Annotated in this window: 16 protein-coding genes and 2 pseudogenes; 13 read left to right on the top strand and 5 right to left on the bottom strand. The window is 69.5% G+C overall.

Annotated elements, in window-relative coordinates; genetic code table 11:
* Positions 1-664: 664 nt before the first annotated feature.
* A pseudogene (locus HNQ61_RS29595) lies at positions 665-1,111 on the bottom strand (AfsR/SARP family transcriptional regulator); the annotation flags it as partial.
* 549 nt (positions 1,112-1,660) lie between these two features.
* Between HNQ61_RS29595 and HNQ61_RS14995 the strand changes: the two are divergent.
* On the top strand, positions 1,661-1,849 hold the full coding sequence (locus HNQ61_RS14995; RefSeq protein ID WP_170036671.1) for a hypothetical protein: 189 nt from the start codon (positions 1,661-1,663) through the stop codon (positions 1,847-1,849).
* A gap of 296 nt (positions 1,850-2,145) precedes the next feature.
* Here HNQ61_RS14995 and lon read toward each other — a convergent pair whose 3' ends face one another.
* Together lon and HNQ61_RS14985 are read right to left on the bottom strand one after the other, a co-directional pair.
* Complete coding sequence (gene lon / locus HNQ61_RS14990) at positions 2,146-4,602, bottom strand: endopeptidase La (RefSeq protein ID WP_170036673.1); 2,457 nt, start codon at positions 4,600-4,602, stop codon at positions 2,146-2,148.
* On the bottom strand, positions 4,603-5,004 hold the full coding sequence (locus HNQ61_RS14985) for a DUF1499 domain-containing protein (protein WP_170036675.1): 402 nt from the start codon (positions 5,002-5,004) through the stop codon (positions 4,603-4,605). It lies immediately after the preceding gene.
* 457 nt (positions 5,005-5,461) lie between these two features.
* On the opposite strand from HNQ61_RS14985, the gene HNQ61_RS14980 reads away from it, so the two are divergent.
* On the top strand, positions 5,462-6,460 hold the full coding sequence (locus HNQ61_RS14980; RefSeq protein WP_170036677.1) for a sugar phosphate nucleotidyltransferase: 999 nt from the start codon (positions 5,462-5,464) through the stop codon (positions 6,458-6,460).
* Positions 6,461-6,883: 423 nt separating this feature from the next.
* Here the strand turns inward: HNQ61_RS14980 and HNQ61_RS14975 are convergent, their stop codons facing one another.
* Both HNQ61_RS14975 and HNQ61_RS14970 read right to left on the bottom strand, forming a co-directional pair.
* Positions 6,884-8,035, bottom strand: coding sequence for a M20/M25/M40 family metallo-hydrolase (locus HNQ61_RS14975; RefSeq protein ID WP_170036679.1), 1,152 nt, complete (start codon positions 8,033-8,035; stop codon positions 6,884-6,886).
* A gap of 522 nt (positions 8,036-8,557) precedes the next feature.
* Positions 8,558-9,729, bottom strand: a pseudogene (locus HNQ61_RS14970) (IS4 family transposase).
* Between the two features lie 293 nt (positions 9,730-10,022).
* Between HNQ61_RS14970 and HNQ61_RS14965 the strand changes: the two are divergent.
* The 11 genes from HNQ61_RS14965 to asnB all read left to right on the top strand — a co-directional run bounded on the left by HNQ61_RS14965 (position 10,023) and on the right by asnB (position 22,416).
* Positions 10,023-11,285: a LeuA family protein gene (locus tag HNQ61_RS14965; RefSeq protein ID WP_170036681.1), complete on the top strand. Its 1,263-nt coding sequence runs from the start codon at positions 10,023-10,025 to the stop codon at positions 11,283-11,285.
* Entirely contained in the window at positions 11,285-11,650 is a 366-nt protein-coding gene (locus HNQ61_RS14960) for an arsenate reductase family protein (protein WP_170036683.1), read from the top strand. Before HNQ61_RS14965 ends, HNQ61_RS14960 begins: the two co-directional genes overlap by 1 nt.
* A 634-nt stretch (positions 11,651-12,284) precedes the next feature.
* Positions 12,285-13,154 (top strand): phytanoyl-CoA dioxygenase family protein, encoded by an 870-nt coding sequence (locus HNQ61_RS14955; protein ID WP_170036685.1) that lies wholly within the window; start codon positions 12,285-12,287, stop codon positions 13,152-13,154.
* Positions 13,155-13,192: 38 nt separating this feature from the next.
* Positions 13,193-13,963, top strand: a complete 771-nt coding sequence (locus HNQ61_RS14950; protein WP_170036686.1) for a hypothetical protein — start codon at positions 13,193-13,195, stop codon at positions 13,961-13,963.
* A 38-nt stretch (positions 13,964-14,001) separates the two neighbouring features.
* Positions 14,002-14,982 carry a 2-dehydropantoate 2-reductase gene (locus tag HNQ61_RS14945; RefSeq protein WP_338088409.1) on the top strand — a complete coding sequence of 327 codons (981 nt, stop codon included), beginning with the start codon at positions 14,002-14,004 and terminating at the stop codon, positions 14,980-14,982.
* Positions 14,983-15,224: 242 nt separating this feature from the next.
* Entirely contained in the window at positions 15,225-16,379 is a 1,155-nt protein-coding gene (locus HNQ61_RS14940; RefSeq protein WP_170036690.1) for a hypothetical protein, read from the top strand.
* Positions 16,376-17,536 (top strand): hypothetical protein, encoded by a 1,161-nt coding sequence (locus HNQ61_RS14935; RefSeq protein WP_170036691.1) that lies wholly within the window; start codon positions 16,376-16,378, stop codon positions 17,534-17,536. Before HNQ61_RS14940 ends, HNQ61_RS14935 begins: the two co-directional genes overlap by 4 nt.
* 142 nt (positions 17,537-17,678) lie before the next feature.
* A complete protein-coding gene (aepX, locus tag HNQ61_RS14930) occupies positions 17,679-18,686 on the top strand; it encodes a phosphoenolpyruvate mutase (RefSeq protein ID WP_170036692.1) in 1,008 nt (335 codons plus the stop codon).
* The gene (locus tag HNQ61_RS14925) at positions 18,683-19,765 is read left to right on the top strand and encodes an aminotransferase class V-fold PLP-dependent enzyme (RefSeq protein WP_170036693.1); all 1,083 of its coding nucleotides are present in this window, start codon (positions 18,683-18,685) and stop codon (positions 19,763-19,765) included. Before aepX ends, HNQ61_RS14925 begins: the two co-directional genes overlap by 4 nt.
* Positions 19,758-20,537 (top strand): phosphocholine cytidylyltransferase family protein, encoded by a 780-nt coding sequence (locus tag HNQ61_RS14920; protein WP_170036694.1) that lies wholly within the window; start codon positions 19,758-19,760, stop codon positions 20,535-20,537. Before HNQ61_RS14925 ends, HNQ61_RS14920 begins: the two co-directional genes overlap by 8 nt.
* Positions 20,538-20,544: 7 nt before the next feature.
* Positions 20,545-22,416 (top strand): asparagine synthase (glutamine-hydrolyzing), encoded by a 1,872-nt coding sequence (asnB, locus tag HNQ61_RS14915; protein ID WP_170036695.1) that lies wholly within the window; start codon positions 20,545-20,547, stop codon positions 22,414-22,416.
* Positions 22,417-22,516 lie beyond the last annotated feature (100 nt).

Genomic DNA, 22,516 nt, shown 5'->3' with positions numbered 1-22,516 from the left:
CGCCGCGGGCCGGACGAGGCAGAATCGCCACCCTCCGCCCCACGCTCCCCGGTCCGCCGCTGCACACCCGCGCGATCGGCGGATCGGGATACCCGAGCAAGGTGCGATCGAGAACGATGTACGAGCGGCCCTGGTGCAGAAGCCGCTCGCCGGGCCGCGGTTCCCGCGCCCGCGAGGCCGCCCGCTGCAGCAGCACCGCCACGAGCGCGGCGATCAGCAGCAGCTTGAGGACGATGAACACGCCCGCGCGCAGCCACTTTCGCCACGCGGTCCACCGCCCCGTGCGGGGCGGATCGTCCCGCGCGCTGGATCCCTCATCCGCCGTCCGCTCTCCGTCCGATGGCGATGCGGACGGCGCCTCGGATTCGCCCCGGTCGGGGACGGCCGGCGGCGCGGCTCGGACGTCCTCCGTCCGGCTGATCTCCGCTTCGGGCGCGGGCATCGATCCCGTATCCGCCACCGGTGGTGCTGCGTGGGCGCTGGCCAGCGGCGAAACCGCCTCCGGCTTCGGCTCCGCCGGGGCGGAATCGGCAGCCGCCTCCGCCACGACTGCCGCATTCGGGGCGACGTTGATCGACACGGACACGGGCATGGCCGGCGGCTGCGCAGGGGGGACGGGAAGGGGAGCGGTTCCGCCGCCCGGCTCCAGCGCGCGCAGGTGCGCGGCGAGCGCGCGCGTGTCGGGATCCGGCTGTCCGCCGAACTCCGCCTCGAGCCACGCCTCCAGCTGCTGGTAATGCCGCAGTCCGCGGTTTCTTTCTCCGCCCGCGGCCAGGGCGCGCAGAATGCGCCGGTGCCCGCGCTCCCACACGGGGTCGATGGCGACGGCGCGCTCGCCCAGCCGCAACGCGCGCTCCCACTCGCCGGCGGCCTCGGCCTGTGCGCCCGCCCGCTCCAGCACGCGGAGCGCGGCGTTGCGCAGGTCCGCCCGGCGGCGGTCCGCCCACTCGTTGAAGTCCTCCGCGCCCACGCCGGGATCGAAGCCCTCCAGAAAGTGCGCGGTGTACGCCACCGCCGGTTCTGCGTCGTCCGAGTTGGCGGCCGCGGCGGCGAGCAGCGCGTGTGCGTCGCACGGCAGGCCGCCGGCCCACCGCACGTTCTCGCGGTCCATCGACAGCACCCCCGGCGACAGCACGCGCCCCAGCCGCCCGAGTGCCTGGGTAAGCGAATGCCGCGCCCGCTCCTCCCGGTTTTCGCCCCACAGCAGGGCCGCCAGGCGGGTGCGCGCGTGGGTCGCCACCCCTTCCACACTCAGAAAGACCAGCAGCGCCATGTCCTTGCGGCGGAGCCCCGTGACGATGATGCCGCCCGCGCCGTACAGCACGGGATGTCCGAAAGTATGGAGAAACACCTGCATCATTGGATGGGGGATCCTGATCACGGATACGCAAATAATCCCATTATGTACTACCCGGCGCAATGCTAAATCCGTCCATGTCCGTTCTTTGTAAGCTTTGTTCCCGCTGATGTATACGGGATTTACACTCCGTTGGCGCCGTGTGCTGAAGCCGTGCGGGTGTCGTGCGGCTCCGTGCGGCGCGCGTGCGTCAGGAATGCCGAAATAGAGCGGGAACTGTGCGGATGGCTGTGCATCGTGGGGATCGTCAGCCGCCCCGGTTCCGGGGGCGGCGGCGCGCACCCCATCAGGAGCAGTATCATCATGATCCGCAGAACCTCCCTCGCCGCCCTCCTCGTGCTGTTCGCCGCCGGCGCGTGCAGCCAGGCTCCCACCGACACCGGCGTGCGCGCCGACGCCCCCGTGGCGCGCGACAGCGTGGTCGTCGACAACCCGCCTCCCGCTGACACCACCAGGGACACCGGCGGCGGCACCCTCGGCTCCGGCACCTGAGCCACACCGGACCAACAGGGGAGGGGCGGCGCCGCGGCGCCGTCTCTCCCGTTCACCCGGCTGCCCTTGGCAGAGGTGGATGGCGCCAGTCGCCATCCACCACCTACGTGCTGATACAGTCGGCCTGCGGGTTGGCTTTTCACAGCGGTACGTGCCCTCGTGCACGCGCGCGAGCCATGATGCGCATTGTCGTGGTTCGATCAGCGGGAAACGGTCACGGGCCGGTTCCGGAAACGAAGAAGAGGGGACGGCCCGCGCGGGCCGCCCCCTCTCGTTTCATCCCCCCGCGCCGCCGGTCAGCGGTCGGCTTCGCCTGCGGCCTGGCGCTCGGGCGGGTGCAGCGGGTGGGCGCCCTCCGCGTGCAGGGGGAGCGGCGCCACGCCCGGCGCGTCGCCCAGCAGCGCCAGGCTGAACACCTGGTCCATGCGCTCCACGGAAAAGAACTGCATCCGCTCGCGTACATCCGCCGGCACCTCGCGCACGTCGCGCTGGTTGCCGGTGGGGAGGATGATGTTGGTGATCCCCGCGCGGTACGCGGCCAGCACCTTTTCCTTGACGCCGCCGATCTCCAGGATCTTGCCCCGCAGCGTCACCTCTCCCGTCAGCGCCAGGTCGTGCCGCACGGGGCGGTCGGACAGGGAGGAGGCGATGGCCAGCGTGACCGCGGCGCCGGCGCTGGGGCCGTCCTTGGGGGTGGCGCCCACGGGAAAGTGCACGTGGATGTCATACTCCCCGAACGTTTCGCGCGGAATGCCCAGCTCCTCCGCGCGGCTGCGCACGTAGCTGTACGCCGCGTTCACCGATTCGCGCATCACGTCGCCCAGCAGGCCGGTAATCACCAGCCTCCCGCTTCCCGGCATCTTGAGCGCTTCGATGAACATCAGCTCGCCGCCGGACGCCGTCCACGCCAGCCCGGTGACCACGCCCACCTCCGGCTTGCTTTCCGCCATCGTGGCGGCCCAGCGCGGATAGCCCAGCACCTCCTCGATCATCTCGCGCGTGATCGCCCATTCCGTCGCGCGCCCCTCCGCCTTCTGCCGCGCGATGAAGCGCATCACCGCCGCCAGCGACCGCCGCAGGTTGCCCACGCCGGCGTCGCGCGCGTAGCCGCGGGTCAGAAAGAGCAGCGTCTCGTCCGAAATCGTCACCTCTTCCAGCGACAGCCCGTGGTCCTTGAGGATGCGGGGAAACAGCCAGTCGCGGCCGATGACGATCTTTTCCTCCGGCGTGTAGCCGGCGATGCGGATTTCGATGAACAGGTCGCGCAGGTCCCGCGGAATGCGGTAGAAGTCGCCCGCGGAACCGATAAAGAACACCTCCGACAGGTCGAACGGCACGTCCAGGTAGCGGTCCGTGAACTCTTCGCGGTTCTCGGGATCCAGCGCTTCTTCCAGCGCTTCCACCGGATCGCCCTCCACGTTGCCCAGCCCCGCCTCGTCCAGTTCCTCGAGGAGGAAGACGGGATTCTTGACGCCGCAGTCGGCGATGGCCTGCATCAGCTTGCCCATCTGCGCCCCGGCGCGCGTGCGCCGCGTGCCGAACAGCTGCCCCTCGCCGCGCCCGCCCAGCTCCAGGCGGATCAGCGGCCGTCCCAGCCCTCGGGCGATGGCGGTCGCCAGGGTACGCTTGCCGACACCGGGCGGGCCCACGATGCAGGGCACGGGTCCGCGCAGGTCGCCCCGCAGCTCCGCGACGGCAAGCACCTCCAGCAGCCGCTGCTTGCTTTCATCCATCCCCAGGTGCTCTTCGTGGAACGCCGTTTCCACCGCGGCCAGCTGGATCTTTCCATCTCCCGCGCGCTTGTTCCAGGGGATGGAGATCAGCGCCTCCAGGTAGGTGCGCAGCTCCGAAGCCTCCTGCACGCTGGTGCTGGAGCTGCGCAGGCGCTCTGCCTCGCGCCGCGCGACGGCGGCCACGCGGGCGGGAAGGCGCGCCATCTCCAGCTTGCGCAGCATTTCGTCCGCCTCGCGCTCCAGCGGGTCCACCTCGCCCAGCTCCGCCTGCAGCGCGGTGATCCGCCGGCGCAGCTCCGCCGTTTTTGCCGGGGCCGAGCGCGGCGCCTCCGCTCCGGCGGCGGCGGGCTCGGCCGGCTGCACGGCGGCCTCCACCTCGCGCGCCCTCTCCCACGCGGACTCCAGCGCCGCCTGCACCAGCGCCAGCCGCGCTGCCACGTTCAGCTCGCCCAGCACCGCGTCGCGGTCCGGCAGCTTGAGGTTGCACAGCGTGGCGGCGAGGTCGGCGAAACGGCCGGGATCACTCAGGTTCATCCGCAGAATGCGCGGAACCTCGTCCGGAATGCGGTCCACGTACGAGGCCAAGCCAGTAACGGCCGTGAGGATGCGCTCCACCACGGGCTCGGCCTGCTCCGGCTCCAGCGCCACCTCTTCCACGGGGCGGGCGCGGGCCGTGTAGTAGCCGTCCTCGAAGCGCACGTCCTCCAGGTGAATGCGGCGGAGGCCGGCCAGCGTGGTCTGAATGGTCCCGCCGGGAAGGTTCAGCCGTTCCAGCACGCGAACGGCGGTGGCCACCTTTTCCAGCGTGCGCGGTGGAATGTCCTGCGATTCGTCCAGGGTGGATACGATGGCGACGATCAGTTCGCGCCCGGGATGGGCGTTCAGCGCCTCCACGTTGGGCGCGTAGCCGATCTGCAGCGCGGTGGCGCCCGATGGAAAGACGACGGTGCTGCGGATGGGGAGCACGGGAATGCGCTCGCCCAGCTTCTGCGACGGTGTCCTGGCATCCGATGAAAGCATCTAACTTGCTGTCTGCTCAGGGTTTGCGTGCGGCCGGACCCGAAGGCGGGCGTCAAGCTGGTGCAAGAAGCGGGCAATGCGCCGCGAGTTGGTGCCCAGGTCCGCGCGGCCCACCCGCGACGCGCTGGCCACGTCCACGCAGGTGGCGGCGTCCTCGTCCAGCCAGATGCGGACCCATACGTCGTCGGTGAACTTCCACATCCGCGTGTGCGCTTCGGCGAAAATCTCCCCCGCGCGGGGGTCCTGGTCGGTGATTGTCCACCCCAGCGCCTCGGCCGTCTGCAGCGCGGCCTGGTACACGCGCGCGAACGGAACGGCGTACACGGGCCCGCGCAGACGCGGGTTGTCGTGCTCGGGGTGCGTGGCGGCGCGGTTCTGCGACAGCGCGGTCCAGACGCTCATGCGTTCCCGGGTGCGTGGCTCAGGCGGATAAGGTGCGTACACGGAATGTAGCTGTCCGGACCGGGAGGGCGCGAGCACGGTCCGGGCCGTGGCCTCCGATCACGCCAGCGCGGAGAACACCCACGGCAGGAACGCGGGGGACGCGGAGGGGGCGGGGGGACGCGGCAACGGCAACGGCCCTCACGCGGAGGTCGCGGGGGGCGCGGAGGTCGCGGGGAACAGAGACAAGCTCCGCGCGTCGCACTCCCGCACTCCCGCACTCCCGCACTCCCGCACTTTCGTACTTTCGTACTTTCTTCCGCACTTCCGTACTTCCGTACCGGCACAAGCACCGGGTACATTCCGCGCCGAGTGGACAGCGCGCGCGGTATGGATCGTGCCCACTCGCGCCGTGTTGATGCCGTACCTGAACAGCCTCTTCTGATCGTCCAGTTTCCAAGAGCCGGAGGAATTCCGCGTGAAAGTCGTGATGCCGGTGGCGGGCAAGGGCACCCGCCTGCGCCCCCATACCCATCTGGTCCCCAAGCCCCTGCTCAAGGTGGGCGACAAGCCGGTGCTCAGCTACATCCTCGACGACCTGCGCGAGCTGGGCGTGAACGAGGCCGTACTGATCACGGGCCACCTCAAGGAGCGTGTGCAGGAGTTCATGGAAGCCGAGTATCCGGACTTCCAGGCCGTGTACACCGAGCAGAAGGAACAGCGCGGCACCGCGGACGCCATCGCCCTCGCCGAGCCGTACGTGCGCGAGGACATGCTCATCATCTTTGTCGACACGCTGTTCGACGCGGACCTCACCGTGGTCAAGCGGCTGCCGGACGACGTCGCCGGGGTGATCTGGGCCAAGGAAGTGGAGGACTACCAGCGCTTCGGCGTGATCGTGACGGACGAAGACGGCTTCATGAAGAAGATCATCGAGAAGCCGAGCACGCCCGTCAGCAAGCTGGCCAACATCGGGCTGTACTACATCAAGGACTGGAAGCTCCTGTTCGAGGGGATCCGCCACGTGATGAACTCCCCCACCGACGCCTCGGGCGAGTACTACCTGACGGACGCGTTCCAGTACATGGTGGACCACGGCGGCAAGCTCAAGGTGGAGCCGGTGCACGGCTGGTACGATGCCGGCAAGCCGGAGACGCTGCTGGAGACGAACGCGCACGTGCTGTCCACCACGCGCGGCCGCCGCCCGGAAGCGGACACGGACGGCGTGACGATCCACGAGCCCGTGCACATCGCGGACGGCGTGACGCTGGAGGCGAGCGAGATCGGGCCCAACGTCACCCTTTCGGCCGGAGCCACCGTGCGCGGCAGCACCCTGCGCGACAGCATCATCGGCGAGGACGCGGTGATCACCGACTGCCAGCTGCACGATTCGCTGATCGGGCGCGACGCCAAGGTCACCGGCGTGCGCGGGCAGGTGGACCTGGGATCCAACTCCGTCGTGTCGATGGGTGCGTAGGTTCTGGGGATGGATGGAAAACGGAGCGGGGGCCGGCAGCGATGCCGGCCCCCGCTTTTCGTTCGCCCGCCGGCGGGGGCCCTCACCCCGCGTGCTGCGCACGACGACCCTCTCCCACGAACAGATGTGGGAGAGGGAGCACACCCCAGAAACCCAACGTCGTTGAAGCCCCGATCATGGACGCGACAGCGGCCATGAGTCGGGGCTTACCGCTGTTTGAGCGGCGGATTCATTCGCTCAACAGACTCCGCTCACGCGACGAACTCCCGCTACCCGCGCCGAGCCATCCGCCGCGCCCCAACCCTCCCCCAGTCTGTTTTGGGGGAGGGTGGGCCGGTGGTGCCGGCCCGGGTGGGGGCCGCCCTGAAGTCCGCCCGCCGCGCCCGGGACCGTCCTCCCGATGCCGTCGTCGCTCGCTCCGCCCTACACGCCCGCCGCGGCGAGCACCACCAGCAGCCCGCGCTCCACGCCCAGCGCGCCGCCCTCGTTGCTGTACCACTCGTCCAGCGTGTGAATGCCGCCGGAATCACCGCCCACTCCCATGGCGATCGACGGAATCCCCAGCGCCATCGGCACGTTGGCGTCGGTGGACGATCCCACCAGTTCCGCCGTGGCGCCGAGCGATGCCGTGACCGCGGCGGCCGCGCGCACCAGCGGATCGCGCCCCGACGTCTCGCCCGACGGCCGGTCGCCGATCACCTGGACGCGGAGCCGCAGCGGGCCCGTCCCGGCGCGCCGCGCGCCGTTCTCCTCGTGGACGGCGCGGGCCAGGATGTCGCGCACGCCCTGCTCCATGTGCTGCAGCCCGGCGGATTCCTCGCTGCGCATGTCGATCTCCATCCACGCCGATTCCGGAATGGAGTTCACGCTGCTGCCGCCCGCCATGCGCGCCACCGTCAGCGCGGACCGCGCGGGGTTCGGCAGGGCGAGCGTGCGGATTTCCGCCGCCGCCGCGCCCACCGCCACGATGGGGTTGGCCGCGCCCCGGTCGCTCCACGAGTGGCCGCCGGGCCCGTCCACCTCCACCCGCAGCCGCCGCGACCCGATGGCGCGATGCACGATGCGCCGCATTCCTGATCCGTCCAGCGCGATGAACGCCGCCGCGTCGCGCAGCCCGCCGTCCTTGCGGAACAGGTGCTTCACCCCGCGCAGGTCGCCGATCCCCTCCTCGCCCACCGTCGCCGCGAACAGCACCGGCCGGCGGGCCCGCACCGGCTCGGCCGCCAGCACCCGCGCGATGGCCAGCATTCCCGCCAGGCCGCGGCTGTTGTCGGTGATTCCCGGGGCGTGCACCCGCGGCCCCGCCCGCCGCGGCTCCACGTCCGTCCCCGCGGGAAAGACGGTGTCCAGATGCGCGGCCACCACCACCGGCGGCCCGGACGCGCCGGGCGGAGACCACGTGCCCAGCACGTTGCCTTCCTCGTCCACGCGCACGTTCGCCAGCCCCATCACGCGAAAGCGCTCCGCCACCGACGCGCCGCGCTCCGCCTCGCCGAACGGCGGGGCGGGAATGGCCACCAGTTCCAGCTGCTCGCGAAAGGTGTCCGCGTCCCGCATGTGGATCGCCGTGCGCACGGCGCGAAGTTCGGGAAGAATGCTGGTGTCGCGCAGGGGAACCGTCCGGGTCGGGTTGCGTTGGCGAGCGCGGATTCTGACGTGCGCGGGGCGTGGTGTCAAACGGAAGGGAAGGGAATAGGGAATGGGGAATAGGGAATAGGTGGATCGGTGGATCGGTGGATCGGCGGATCGGCGGATTGGTGGATTGGTGGATCGGCGGATCGGCGGATCGGCGGATCGGCGGATCGGCGGATCGGCGGATCGGTGGATCGGTGGATCGGTGGATCGGTGGATCGGTGGATCGGCGGATCGGCGGATAGACGGGCGGACGGGCGGACGGGCGGACGGGGCTTGAGGAGGGATCCGGGGTGCGCGCCGGCAGCGGAGGCGGCGACCAACCCTCCCCCAGTCTTTTTTGGGGGAGGGTGGGCCGGTGGTGCCGGCCCGGGTGGGGGCCGCCCGCGAACTTCGCCTCTCACCCCTATTCCCTATTCCCTATTCCCTCGCCCCTATTCCCTATTCCCTATCACTACTGTCCGGTTAGAAGTCGAAGAGCTGCAACTGGTTAGCGGAGCGATCTTCTACGGGCGTGCCTCCGGCGAGCGAAAGAGCAGGCAGGATCTCGGTTTTCTCGAGTAGCGTAACGCTCAGGATCTGTAGCAAAGTGTAGAGATCCCGGTCGATCCCGAGCCGTTTGCGCACGATGGCGACCAGCACGTAGACGCTGATGGCGATCCAGATCTGTGTCTTGACCGCGTTCTCGGACGTCCCGTAGAACGCCTTGATCCGCAGATGCTGCTTGATCCACTTGAAGAAGAGTTCGACCTTCCAGCGGCTGCGGTACAGGTCGCCCACCGTGCCCGCGGGCAGGTCGAAGTGGTTGGTCAGCAGCGTGATCCGCTTCTTTGTCTCCGGGTCCTGCACCCGGATCCGGCGTATCGGCTCCGGATAGAGGGTGGAGGTCTTCGGCCCTTGGAGCGTGATCGTCTGATCGCAGATCAGGCCTGTCGAACGGTCCACCGGGCGGTAGTAGCGGCGGCGGAAGTCGAGTCCCTTCTTGCCCCGGATGACAAAGAATGCCTTGGCTGTGTGCAGCCGGTACAGACGGCGGAAGTCGGTGTATCCGCGGTCCATCACGTAGATGGAGGCGGGTTCCGGGATGAGCTCATCCAGGATGCTGAGCTCGTTGACCTTGCCTGCGGTGATCCGGATGAAGGTCGGGATGCTGCCCTGCAGATCCAGCAGGGTGTGCAGCTTGATCGCCCCCTTTCTCCGGCGGAAGTGCGCCCACGGGAAGAGTGCCAGGCAGAGATCGATCGTGGTCGCGTCGAGCGCGTAGACCGTCTGGTCCAGATCGAGCCCCAGCCCTTCGCCCGTGTAGAGCTGGCGGGCTTCATGGATCAGCACCTGGGCGAAGTCGGCGTAGATCCGCAGTCCCGCGTTTCGTTCGCGTCGGCCAACGTGGCCCGGGCAACCGCCCGGCAGCGGAAGCCGAGATGGTACAGCCGCTCCGGGATGGCGCCCAGACAGGCTTCGATGTCGCGCAGGCTCTCGCGGTAGGTGAGCTGCGCGAAGACCATCGCCAGGAACTGGTCCCAGCAGGCGAAGGTGCGGACCCGGTAGTCGCCGCGGTACCGCTTCACAAGGCGCCGGAAGGTGTGGCGCGGCAGATGATCGAGCAGCTGCGAAAAGATCGTCCGTCCCTCGTACATGGGCGTATCCTGGCTGGAGGTGAGCCAGGCTCGCACGTCGGAGGGCCGCGTTCAAGTCGATGACAGCCGCGGATCGCGGCAACGTGTTGTCACATCGTTAACTACAGCATCATCTACTTTCGTCAGCCGGACAGTAGTGATTCCCTATTCCCTATTCCCTATTCCCTCGCCCCTCCCCGTTTCGCTCCGCACCCCGCTGAATTAGGTTCAGTCGGCTTCCGACCAACCGCCGCCGGGGCTCCCCGCCCGGCGCGCGCATCCATCACCTTCCGCCGCTTCCGCGAGGTCCGCCCATGCAGGAGACCGAGCTGATCTACGACTGGAACACCCTCGACGGCTCCTTCGACTACAGCACCCGCCGCGGCGTGCAGCTGAACGACGAGACGCTGCGCGACGGGCTTCAGTCACCTTCCGTTACGGATCCCGCCATCGGCGACAAGATCCGGCTCCTCCACCTGATGGCGGACCTGGGCATCGCCGCCGCTGACATCGGCCTGCCCGGCGCCGGCCCCCGCGCCGTGCGCGACGTGGAGGCGCTGGCGCGCGAGATCGTCGAGTCCAAGCTCGCCATCGAGCCCAACTGCGCCGCGCGCACAGTGCGCGCCGACGTGCAGCCCATCATCGACGTTTCGCAGCGGGTGGGCATCGCCATCGAAGCGGCGACGTTCATCGGCTCGTCGCCCATCCGGCAGTACGCGGAAGACTGGACGCTGGACCGTATGCTTCGCGCCACCGAAGACTCGGTCACCTTCGCGGTTCAGAACAACCTTCCCGTCATGTACGTGACGGAAGACACCACGCGCGCCAACCCCGAAGTCGTCAAGGCGCTGTACACCACGGCCATCAACTGCGGCGCGCGGCGCATCTGCGTCTGCGACACCGTGGGCCACGCCACGCCGCACGGGGTCCGGCAGCTGATCCGCTTCGTCAAGCGCGAAATCGTGGATCCCAGCGGCGAGGACGTAAAGATCGACTGGCACGGGCACCGCGACCGCGGGCTGGCCGTGCCCAACTGCCTGGCCGCCATCGAAGAAGGCGCGCACCGCATCCACGGCACCGCGCTGGGCATCGGCGAGCGCTGCGGCAACGCCGAGATGGACCTGCTCCTGGTCAACCTGAAGCTGCTGGGGCTGCACGACTGGGATCTTTCCCGCCTCAACGAGTACGTGGAACTGGCGTCCGAGGCGTGCCGGGTGGACCTGGCGTACAACTGGCCAGTGTTCGGCCCCGACGCCTTCCGCACGGGGACGGGCGTGCACGCCGCGGCCATCATCAAGGCCGAGGCCAAGGGCGACGCGTGGCTGGCGGACCGCATCTACTCCGGCGTGCCGGCGGGGTGGTTCGGGCTCAGCCAGGTGATCGAGATTTCGCCGATGAGCGGCATCAGCAACGTGCGCCACTGGCTGGCCTCGCACGGCTACGGGGCGGACGAGGGGCTGTGCAGCCACGTGTTCGAGGCCGCCAAGACCGGCGACCACACCTTCTCCAACGATGAGGTGCACGCCCTCTGCCGCCAGTACCGGCCGGCCGGCGCGCCCGTCGCCGGAGCCGTCTGATGAGCGAGGCCGAAGGCGTGGACGTGTACTGGCTCCCTCACTGCTCCACCTGCCAGAAGGCGGTGGAGCACCTGCGGGGCAAGGGGGTCACCATCCGCTCGCTGCGCGACCTCAAGGCGCAGCCGCTGGAGCACGCCGAGGTGGAGGACCTGGCGCGCAAGGTGGGCGGCGCCGAGACGCTGTTCAGCAAGCGGGCGATGAAGTATCGCAAGATGGGGCTGCACGAACAGACGCTGTCGGAAGAGGATCTGCTGCGGCTGATGACGGAGGAGTACACCTTCATCACGCGCCCCGTCGTGGTCCATGGGGACAAGGCGACAGCGGGGTTCAGCGCCAAGCGCCTGGACGCGCTGGTGGAGGGATAGCTTCACCACCCACAACCCGCCACCCGGTGGGCGGAGGAGGGACGGCTGGCCAGCTCGATCCGCGGCTGCGGAATGGCGGCGTGATGGCCCGAACGTGACAGCGCCCGCGGCCCTCGCGATTCATCCGCCAGCTGCTCGCTCCGCAAAAGCCCGGCACCGCGCCTGCTCCCTGCCTGGCGCGAGGTGAGAAAGCGCCCAGTTCCGAGTGCAGGTCGAGTTCCACTCGCCTGCATGACGTTAGCCCTCCGATGGATGTCCATCGGAGGGCTAACGTCATTTCCCGATCGGTCGAATCCCGACGATCAACTCCGGGATGACCCATGTTTCGCCTGTGCTTCTCCCATGCCGGGCTACGGCCATGGAGCGCAAGCCTCACAATAAGACACAAAACGCTTGACAGGTCCACCTGCCGACAATCACTATAACAGCAGTTCCGTGGAGTCGTTTCTTCCCGGCACAGCACAAGCGCTCGTGTAGGAACAATCCACGAACGCATCAACCCAGGGTTCGCGGAGGTTCCGGCTTTCGCAGCGGCACGAGCGGGACGCCTTCCTCCAGCGACTCCACAAGCAGAGATCCGCCGAGCAAAAAATCTGATTGGCTGTGCCGTATCCGACCCTGCCACGGAGGCCGCGTGTCACAACTCGAATTGATTTCACCAGAAGAAGAAGCGCACTTTCGCAGCGAGGGCTACCTGCTCCTGCGCTCCGTCCTCTCGACGGACGAAATTTCTGCACTTCTGGCTGAGGTAGACCGCCTGTGCGCCCAGGCAGACCAGACCGGGGCGGTGGTTCGGGAGGCATACTACCACCAGAATTCATACAAGCTCGGAAACGCTCTGCGGCTGTCGCCCGCGTTCGATTTCCTGATCGATCACCCGAAGTACTTCGGCAAGCTGGTCTCGCTCATGGGGCCGTACATCCAGCTGATGGGTTCCGAGATCTTCGTGCGGGGCGCAGCGGGCGAGGCCATCACCGGGTTCCATACCGACATGGGTCCGGGGCTGCAGAAGGTCAGGGTGACGGAAGACAGTGCATTCCTCGAGATCAAGGCCCAGCTGTTCCTGACCGACCTTTCCACGCCGGATGCGGGCAACTTCGTACTGATCCCCACCTCGCACCGCTGGCCGGTCACCGACTCGGACCCGCTGTGCCACATCCACGAGATGAACCGGCAGATCGGCCCCGACGGCGAGCTCCCTCCCGGGACACTGCAGGTGCTTGTGAACCCGGGGGACGTTCTTCTCTTCCCCTACTCCCTGTGGCATGCCGTGGGGCCCAACAAGGTGGGGCGCACGCGGTACAGCATTGCGCTGCGGTACGGACAGACGGCGCTGCGGCCCGTGGAAAGGCTTGATGCCGTGCTGGCAGACCGCACGCGCGAGCTTACCCCCCGCCAACGGCGCGTGCTGGGCGACTTCGGCACCAAAAGCCCCAGCCCGCAGCGCGCGCCGGAGCAGGCCGAGCTCATCTACGGCCACAGCCTCGCCGAAGCGGGGGTTTAATGTTCACAGAGGCCCATGACGCCCTCACGTCTGGCGGGTTGACCCACCGGGTGGTCCTCCTGGCGGAGATCGGGCTCGCCCATTTTCACCCCACCCCCGAGTGCCCGCGTTACCTCACGGCCCTGCGAAACGCGACGGCGGAGGAGCTTGCTCCGTTCAGCACGGACGTGTACGCGGATGCCTACCGGGTGGCGCTGGAAAACAGGCCCTGGACCGCACGATCGCTGATGCTGAACGCGCAGCGGGAGGGAGAGGACGCGCGGCGGCTCTGGTCGATGGCGGTGCGCGCCGGGGACAGCGCGGAACGCGAGCTTCTGAAGCGGCACGCCGTCGACCAGTCCGACCACGCGCGCGCGTTTCTGACGATCCTGGACCTGGCCTTTCCGGGAGTGGTTCCGGCTGCTTTCCGGGAGCAACTCGCCTCGCTCTCCCCCGGGTACGGCCTGGACCAGGAACCGGCCGCCCCCGACGATGCGCCGGACCAGAAAGCACCCACGCTGGACGACTTCATCCACATCAACCTTGCGCAGTTGCGCAACGCGAGCCTGCAGATCCTGCTGCGCCCCTCCCTCACTTCACACTGCCCCCCGGAGAACGTGCCCGGGGCGACCGAGGTGATGGACTCGATCCTCGCGGACGAACTCACCCACGTCGCCCGCACCGCGGTGGTCATCGAGCGCCAGTCGCGCGAGGAAGCGCTGCACGAGTTCGCCCAGCGCTTCCAGGGCTGCCTTCGTGGCTTCATCGACCTGACCAGCGAGGAGCCGATCGACCGTGGGTACCACCTGCGGTTTGGCAACTACCCGTAGCGGCCTGGCCGGCCGCGGCACGTGCACGGCGCGTCGAGGTGCCAGATCCAGGCTTTCCCAAGCCGCACGCGCCGCCCTCTTTCCCCATCGCGGGTACCGTGGCGAGCCCAGCCTCCATTGAGAACACCGGAACCTCCCCACGGACCGAGATCGCCGTTGTCGGCGTGGGCGCCGTGGGCGGGTGTATCGCGGCCCACCTGAGCGCCGCGGGGAAAGCGGTGCTGCTGTGTGTGCGCCATTCGATCGACGCGCTGGTGGTGGACACCCCTTCGGGCGTGCTGCGGGAGAATCCTCCCTCGGCCACGGATCCGCGCGAGGTGCAGCCGATGCCCTGGGTGCTGCTGGCCACCAAGGCACACCAGACCCCGGACGCCGCCGCCTGGCTGCGCGCTCTGGCCGGCGGGGAGAGCACCATCGCGGTGCTGCAGAACGGGGTGGAGCACGAGGCGCGCGTGGCGCCATACGCCGGCCGTGCGGTGGTGCTCCCCGTCGTGGTGGAGTGTCCATCCACACGCACGGCGCCCGGACGGGTCACGCAGAACGGTCCGGCGCGGCTGAAGGTTCCCGCGGGCGAACGGGGCGAAGCGTTCGCCCGGCTCTTCGCCGGGAGCGATGTCGAAGTCGAGGTGGTGGAGCGTTTTGAGGACGCACGCTGGCGGAAGCTGTGCCAGAACGTGGCAGGCGGTGCGGTATCGGCCCTCACCGGCCGCACCCTGGGCGTAACCAGGGAACCCGGGGTGGCCTGGCTCGCCAGAGAGTTGGTGCTGGAGTGCGTACGGGTGGCGAGGGCGGAGGGCGTTCCCCTGGACGACGGGATCGCGGACGAGATTGTCACCTCGCTGCAGGAAGGCGACCCTGGGGCGGGAACGTCCATGCTCTCCGACCGCCTGGCGGGGGCGTCGCTCGAAGTCGATGCACGCAACGGAGCCGTTGTACGGCTTGGAATGCGCCACGACATTCCAACCCCGCTCAATCGCGCGGTAACCGCCGTCCTCCTGGCCGTGAACGGCGACCGCTGAGGGGGAGACATTCCGCCCGCGAATCGTCGTTCCGCCGCGGCGGGAACCGCCGCGCGGAGGCTCATCGCCCCGCATTGCGAACTTCGCCTCCCACCTTGCGCATTCTGACATTTATTGGCACGTTCTGAATGCAGCCCGGCTGCGCAGCCCGCCCGGCTGGCTCGTACCCCGTACCGCTGGCGGAACGGTCGCGCTGCCCGGATCGACCCCTTCGCCTTTCACCTTGCCAGTGCATGCGACCGGTGTTCAACGCTGACCTGACGTTCGCCGGGCTGACGCTGGGCCTTTCTGCGACCGAAGACGTTCTGGGCGCCATCCGCTCCGAGGTGGAGCCGTTTTTCCGGGTCGGCCCTAACCAGGCGCCTTCGCGGGTGAACCTCTGGCTGGGGAGCGAAGGAAGCGCCGCGCTGGCGGCCCGCTGCGAGGGCCCCGGCGAGCCGCTGGCGGTCGACACCAGCCTTTACGCGCACCTGGCTTCGACGGGCACCCGCTGGGGCTCGCCGGGCGCAGACCGGTGGGTGGTGCGTGTGGACGCCACGAACACGTACGCGGCGTTTGACCGGCCCGCCGCGCGCATCGATCTGGTGCAGCCCGACCCGGAATTGCTGGTGCGGGACGGGGTGCGCCTGATCAAGGGGCTGCTGACCCCGGGGCTGGAAGCGGAAGGGGCCATCCAGGTGCATGCCAGCGGCGTCACCACTCCGGAGGGAGGCGTGCTGCTGCTCGGCGAGATGTGGCACGGCAAGACCACGCTGCTCCTGGACCTGCTCAGCGAGTTTGACACGCGCCAGCTCAGCTGCGACACCGTCGTCCTGCGGGTAGAAGAGGACGGCTGCGTGTCGGCGCACGGCTGGCCGTCCCCGTTCAGCGTCTCGCACGGCACCCTGGCGGACCACCCCCGGCTGCACTTTGCGATTCCCCCCGAGCGGAGGCGGCTGCCGTACGACACTCTCTGGCGCGAGGGGCGCAAGTCGGTGCTGCGCTCCAGCGATGTGGTGGCCCGCCTCGGCACCACGCTGGAGCCCAGCGCCACGCGCCTGGCGGCGTGCGTCATCGCCCGCTTTGCCCCGGGGGAGGAAACGCGGCTGCGCCGCGTTCAGAGCGTGGACGAACTGGTGGGGTTTCTTCCCCGGGTGTACCTGGGCAGCCGTGATCCAATCTACCACAACTGGCACGGCTACTTCACATGCGACGATGACGCCATCGACCGGAACATGGAGCGCGTAGGTGCCGCGCTGTTCGGGCAGACCCCCGTGTATGAACTGGTGTGGGCTCCCAGCGCGGTGAGCCTGCTCAAGCGTGTTCCCGAGCTGGAGCGGGCACACCGGACGCTGGGCCCCCTGCTGCACGCGCGCCCGCCGGAGGAGGCGCCGGCCGGGGAGAGGAACGTCCGGTGAGGGAGCACGTCCGGCTGACCTACGGCCCGCACGCCATCGAGCTGGAGTTCGCGGGGCCCGCCGCGGAGGTGGCCGAGTTCCTTGAGGCGTACCTCACCCCCTTCTTCGGGGTGGAGCCCGCCGGTGGATTGCCGGTTGCCGCCCGCGTGCGGGTGGAGGTCGGCCCTTGCCCGTCCGACGCGCCGGGGTTTGCCGCCGCCCCGGTGTTTCCCGTGGACCGCAGCAAGGGGTTTCTGCGCTGCGACGGTGCTACAGTGGAGCGGGACGGCATCCGCTGGGTGGAGATCCGTCCCCATGGGGCCACGGTGCGTATCGACCGGAGTGCCCGGGAGGTGCGGGTGTGGAGCCCCACGGCGGAGCGGGCCCGGGTTCCCGCCCTGCGCGTCGTGGAGGACGTGGTGCTGAACGAAGTGCAGCGCCGGGGAGGGGTGGTGGTGCACGCCAGTGCCGTGGTGGCCAACGGCGTTGCGGTGCTGGCCGTGGGAAACAAGGGGGCCGGCAAGACGTCGCTGCTTTGTGAGGCGCTGCACGGGTTCAGCGTGGCCAAGCTGGCCAACGACAACGTTTGCCTGATGCCCGGTCCTGACGGGAAAGTGGTGGCGCGGGGGTGGCCGGCGTTCTTCAAGGTGAGCGCTGCGACGGCGGCCTCGTTCCCCGAACTGGCTGGCGACTTTCCCGTGGGCGAGCGCGCCACGTTGTGGGACGATGACGCGCTCTGGCAGGTCTATGAGAAGGTGGCGCTGTACCCGGGCCAGGGTGCGCAGCGGTTTGGTGCCCCGCTGGCTGCCGAAGCGGAACTCGCCGCCCTCGTCTTCACCCGCTTCCGCGCCGATGCGCCGCCCGGGCTGCGCCGTGAAGAAGCCGAGGACCTGCCGCGGCGCTTACGCCCTTTCCTGCAAGGGATCGGCAATCCCAACCACGCGGAGTGGCTGGGGCTCAACCCGGTTGACCCGGCGGAGGTGGACGCCTCGCTGGAGGCGCTGCTGGGGGTGTCTGCGCCGCCTGTGGCTGTATACGAATTGTCGTGGGCTCCCTCTCTGGAGGCGCTGCTGGGGCGCGTTCCCGAGTTGCGCCCCCTGAAGAAGACGTTGCGGGCGTGCGCCGTCGGGGTGGCCCCCCCGGACGGCTGGCCCCCGCTTCCCGCGGCCGCCCCATGAGTTTCCCGGGCTCGCACGAGCGCAAGGAGCGCACGCCGTGCGCGGGAGGGAGAATGGCCCGCCGCTCCTTACGGAACGCCCGATCGTGCCCTCGCGCCCGCGCGAGTCGCACGCCCCTTCCGCCCGGTCCCCGCGAACGACCATGCTAGCGATCGGCACGACTACGGCGGCGGAGCGGCAAGCCCGGTTCAGGGCGCTGCTCGCGTCTTCCGAGCCCGAGTATCTGATGGAGGCGCACAACGCGCTGGCCGGCCGCATCGTGGAGGAAACCGGCTTCCCCGCGATCTGGGCCTCGGGGTTCGGGATCGCCTCGTCGCTGGGGCTGCGCGACAGCAACGAGGCCTCGTGGACGCAGGTGCTGGACATCGTCGAGTTCATCACCGACGCGACGTCCATTCCGGTGCTCTTCGACGGTGACACGGGGTTCGGCAACTTCAACAACTTCCGCCGCCTGGTACGCAAGCTCGGCCAGCGTCAGGTCGCGGCGGTCAGCGTGGAAGACAAGCTCTTTCCCAAGACCAACTCCTTCGTCGGCGAGTGCCAGCCGCTGGCCGACGTGGCGGAGTTCTGTGGAAAGCTCCGCGCCGGAAAGGACGCCCAGTCCTCGGACGGGTTCTGCATCGTGGCCCGTACGGAAGCGCTGATCTCCGGCCGTGGAATGAACGAGGCGCTGGACCGCGCGGCCGCGTACCATGAGGCCGGCGCCGATGCCGTGTTCGTCCACTCCAAAGCCACCACCGCGCACGAAGTGCTGGAGTTCGCCGCGCGGTGGGACCGCCGGGCCCCCCTGGTGGTGGCGCCCACGACCTATCACGGAACCACGTGCGCACAGTTCCGCGAGGCGGGGATTTCCATGGTGATCTGCGCCAATCACAACCTTCGCGCCTCCGTGCGCGCTATGCAGGACGTAAGCGCGCGCATCTTCCGCGAGCGCGGGGTGGCCGGCGCCGAACCCGACATTGCCAGCATGCGCGACATCTTTCGCCTGGTGAACCAGGACGAGCTCACGCATGCCGAGGCCGAGTACCTGCTCCCCGTGCTCGCGCCGGAGCCTCCGCTCGCGCCGGCTCCCGCCGCCGCGGCCCCCCGCCCGGTGCCCGAGCTTTCCCGGGAGGGCGCCACCCCGCGCGCCGGCGTGGCGGCGCGGTGAGCACGCTGCTGATGACGCCGGGCCCCACCAATGTCTCGCCCGAGGTCCGCGAGGCGCTGCTCACCGGCGACCTGTACCACCGGGACAGCGAGGTCACCGCGCTGCTGGAGCGGTTCGGCGACCGGCTGACGGGACTGCTGAACGGCGCGGGCACGCACCAGTGCGTGTCCTTCGTCGCGTCGGGCACGGGAGCCAACGAGGCCGTGATCAGCGCCATCCATGGCAAGGTGCTGGTGATCGACAACGGGCGGTACTCCGCGCGCATGGCCGAGGTGGTGGCCCACTACGGCATCCCCCTCACCCGGCTCAGCCTTCCCCCGCTGGAGCCTGTGGACCTGGACCGGGTGGAGGCGGCGCTGCGCGGCGATCGCGCCGTCACCCACGTGCTGATGGTGCATCACGAAACCGCCACGGGCGTCGTGCTGCCCCTGCACGAGATCGGCGCGCTGGCGGCGCGGTACGGAGCGCGGCTGGTGGTCGACGGGATCAGCAGCATCGGCGCCTGCGCGTTCGACCTGGCCGCCGACCACGTGGCGTTCGCGTCCCTGACCCCCAACAAGTGCCTGGAAAGCTACCCGGGTGTGTCGTTCGTGCTGGCCCGCACCTCGGAGTTGCAGGCGCTGCGGGGCCGGTCGCGCAGCTTCTACTTCGACCTGCACGAGCAGTGGGCGTCGCTTCGGCGCGGTTCCACCCCGTACACCACCGCCGTCCAGCTCCTGTTTGCCGCCGACTGCGCCCTGGCGCGGTGGGTCCGGGAAGGATACGAGGCGCGCCGCGCCCGCTACGCCGCCCTGAGCGCGAGGCTGCGCGCCGGGATGGAGGAACTGGAATTCGTTGCCGTGCCCATCTCCGACGAGATCCGCTCCAGCATCGTGAGCGTGTACCACCTGCCCGCGGACGTGAGCTACAACCGGCTGCACGACGGGCTCCTGACACGGGGCATCCGCATCTACACCGATCCCGCGACGGTGGCCGAGGGACGGCTGATCCTGGCGGCACTGGGAAGCATCGGCCCGGGGGATGTGGACCGGTTCCTGGGTGGCGTGCGCGAGGTGCTGGCGGAGGCACGCCATGGATGACGCAACGGGCGGCGCCGGCACGTGGGCCGTGATCCTGGCCGCGGGGCTGGGGAGCCGCCTGGGCGCGGAGGGGCGCGGTGTTCCCAAGTGCCTGACCCCGGTGGCCGGGACGCCGATCCTGCTGCGGGCCCTGGCCGCGCTGGAACGGGAGGGCGCCGGAGAAGTGGTGATCGTGGTGGGGTGCATGGCGGGTGTCGTCCGCGCCGCCGTGGGCCCGCGCTTCGGCACGCTGCCCGTGCGGTACGTGGAGAACGCGCGCTTCGCCGACACCGGAACCAGCGAGTCGCTGCGCCTGGGGCTGCAGGGGGTGGACCCGGGCGCGGCCGTGGTGGTGCTGGAGGGAGACGTGGTGTTCGAGGATGCCGTCCTGCACCGCCTGCTGGCGGCCCCGCACCCCAATGCCACCGTCGTGGAGCCGTGGGAGCCGCGGCTCACCGGCACCTTCGTGGACGTGGACGCGCAGGGGATGGTACGCGACTGGGTGCACGAGCGCGACCGCCCGGCGGGAACGCCCCTGCAGGGCAAGTTCAAGACGGTGAACCTCACACGTTTCGGGGTGGCCGACGCCCGCGCGGCTCTGGCCTCCGCACTTCAGCGCGCGGCGGACCAGGACGGGGGGCACACCCCGCTGGAGTCGGTCATGCGCCGGCTGGTACGCGACGAGGGGGTGGAGATCTCCGCCGTGCCCACCGGCGGCCTGCGCTGGTTCGAGGTGGACACGCCCGACGACCTGGCGGTGGCGGAGGCGATCTTCTCGCCGGACGCGGCGTAGCGGCGCCGTGTGCGGCATCGTGGGGGCGGTGCGGCTGCACCCCGGCGCGGTCCTCGATCGCGGGGCGGTGGAAGCGGCCACGCGGTGCCTCGACCACCGCGGCCCCGATGCCGAGGGGATTGCGCACCACCCGGAGTTCTCGTTCGGCCACCGGCGCCTCAGCGTGATCGATCTCGACCCCGCGGCCAACCAGCCGATGACTGACCCGGAGGGCGCGGTCTTTCTCACGTACAACGGCGAGATCTACAACTTTCCCGAGTTGCGCGACGACCTTCGGCGCCGGGGGCGGCGGTTCCGGACCGCTTCCGACACCGAGGTGATCCTGCACGCGTACCTGGAGTGGGGCCCCGCCTGTGTGGAGCGGTTCCTGGGGATGTTCGCGTTCGGGCTGTACGACCGCCGCGACCACCGGCTGCTGCTGGCGCGCGACCGGCTGGGCGTGAAGCCCCTGTTTCTGCGCGTGCAGGACGGCGTGCTCCTGTTCGCATCGGAGATCAAGGCGCTGCTGGCCTACCCCGGCGTCCCCCGCGCTCCCAATCTGGCCGCCGTCTCCAGCTTCCTGTCGTACCGGCACGCGCTGGGGACAGAGTCGCTCTTCGCGGGGATCCAGCAGCTGCCGCCGGCGCACCTGCTGGAAGTGCGCGACGGGCGGATTCACCGCACGCGGTACTGGGATGTCGACCTCACCCACCGGCCGCGGCGCGCCACCGGCGAAGACCGCGCGCAGCTCAAGTCGCTGATCGGCGACGCCGTGCGCCGGCGCATGCTGAGCGACGTTCCCGTGGGCGCGTTTCTGTCGGGCGGGCTGGACTCCAGCGTGGTCGTCTGCGAGATGGCGCGCACGGGCGCGCCCGTGACCACCTTCACCGCCAGCTTCGAGGGCGATGACTACGACGAGTCGCCCTACGCGGACCAGGTGGCGCGGCACTTCGGCACCAAGCACCACCATCTCCGCCTGGATGCCGCACCCTACCTGGAGCACACCCGCGCGCTGATCCGCGTGAAGGACCAGCCCCTGGGGATGCACAACGAAGTAGCGATGTACATGCTCGCGCGCGAACTGCGGCAGCACGTGACGGTGGTGCTGTGCGGCGAAGGCGCGGACGAGCTGTTCGACGGCTACGGGCGCATCTTCCGTACGCCGTTTGAGCGCGCGCGCGCCCGCCTGCGCGCGCGCTTCCCCGGAGGCGCGGGGATGGTCGCTTCTCCGCTCGACTTCTTCCTGGACCGGTACTCGTATTTTCCCTGGGAGGAAAAGTCACCGCTCTACACCCCGGAGATGCGGACCGCAGCCGCCGGCGATGAGGCATGCCGGGCGGTGTTCCAGGACCGGTTCGACCAGGCGGCCCACCGCTCGTACCACGATCAGATCGCGCTGGTGTTCGAAACGGTGCACCTGCCCGGGCTGCTGCAGATGCTGGACGCCACGACCATGGCGGTGGGGGTCGAGGCGAGGGTCCCGTTCGTGGATCACCGGCTGGTACAGGCGGCGTTCGACCTGCCCGAGCGGGAAAAGCTCCGCTGGCGCAGCCCCGCCCACTTCCTGGCCGCGCTTTCGAAGGAGGTGGCGGAGTACAGCGAGGTGTGCGACGTGACCAAGCACGTGCTGCGCCGCCTGTACCGCCACGAGCTTCCCCCCGCCGTGCTGCACCGCCGCAAGATGGGCTTTCCCGTCCCGCTCACCGAATGGTTTTCCGGTCCACAGCGCGACTATGTCCGCGGCCTGCTGCTGCGTCCCGGCGCGCGCGTGAGCCAGGTGTTCGATCCACGGCGCCTCAGGGCGTGGCTGGACGCGCCGCGCCCGGCCCGGGACCCCGCGTTCGGCCGCAAGGTGTGGCTGGTGCTGAACCTGGAGCTCTGGCTGGAGGCATATTTCTGATGCGTCCCTGCTCGTCCGCGAGCGTGCGCCGCGCCCTTTCGCGCTCCGCCGTGTCTCTGCGGCGGCTCATCGCCGACTGATTCCCACAACTGGAGCGCCG

Source organism: Longimicrobium terrae, from assembly GCF_014202995.1.
GTDB classification, from domain to species: Bacteria; Gemmatimonadota; Gemmatimonadetes; order Longimicrobiales; family Longimicrobiaceae; genus Longimicrobium; species Longimicrobium terrae.
The sequence above is the reverse complement of the archived record's forward strand: the minus strand, read 5'-3'. Positions and strand labels throughout refer to the sequence as shown.

Coding starts and splice junctions, on each gene's coding strand:
- HNQ61_RS14995 (WP_170036671.1), top strand. CDS start 1,661: ATGATCCGCAGAACCTCCCTCGCCGCCCTCCTCGTGCTGTTCGCCGCC.
- aepX (WP_170036692.1), top strand. CDS start 17,679: ATGCTAGCGATCGGCACGACTACGGCGGCGGAGCGGCAAGCCCGGTTC.
- HNQ61_RS14965 (WP_170036681.1), top strand. CDS start 10,023: ATGCAGGAGACCGAGCTGATCTACGACTGGAACACCCTCGACGGCTCC.
- lon (WP_170036673.1), bottom strand. CDS start 4,602: ATGCTTTCATCGGATGCCAGGACACCGTCGCAGAAGCTGGGCGAGCGC.
- HNQ61_RS14985 (WP_170036675.1), bottom strand. CDS start 5,004: ATGAGCGTCTGGACCGCGCTGTCGCAGAACCGCGCCGCCACGCACCCC.
- HNQ61_RS14920 (WP_170036694.1), top strand. CDS start 19,758: ATGGATGACGCAACGGGCGGCGCCGGCACGTGGGCCGTGATCCTGGCC.
- HNQ61_RS14960 (WP_170036683.1), top strand. CDS start 11,285: ATGAGCGAGGCCGAAGGCGTGGACGTGTACTGGCTCCCTCACTGCTCC.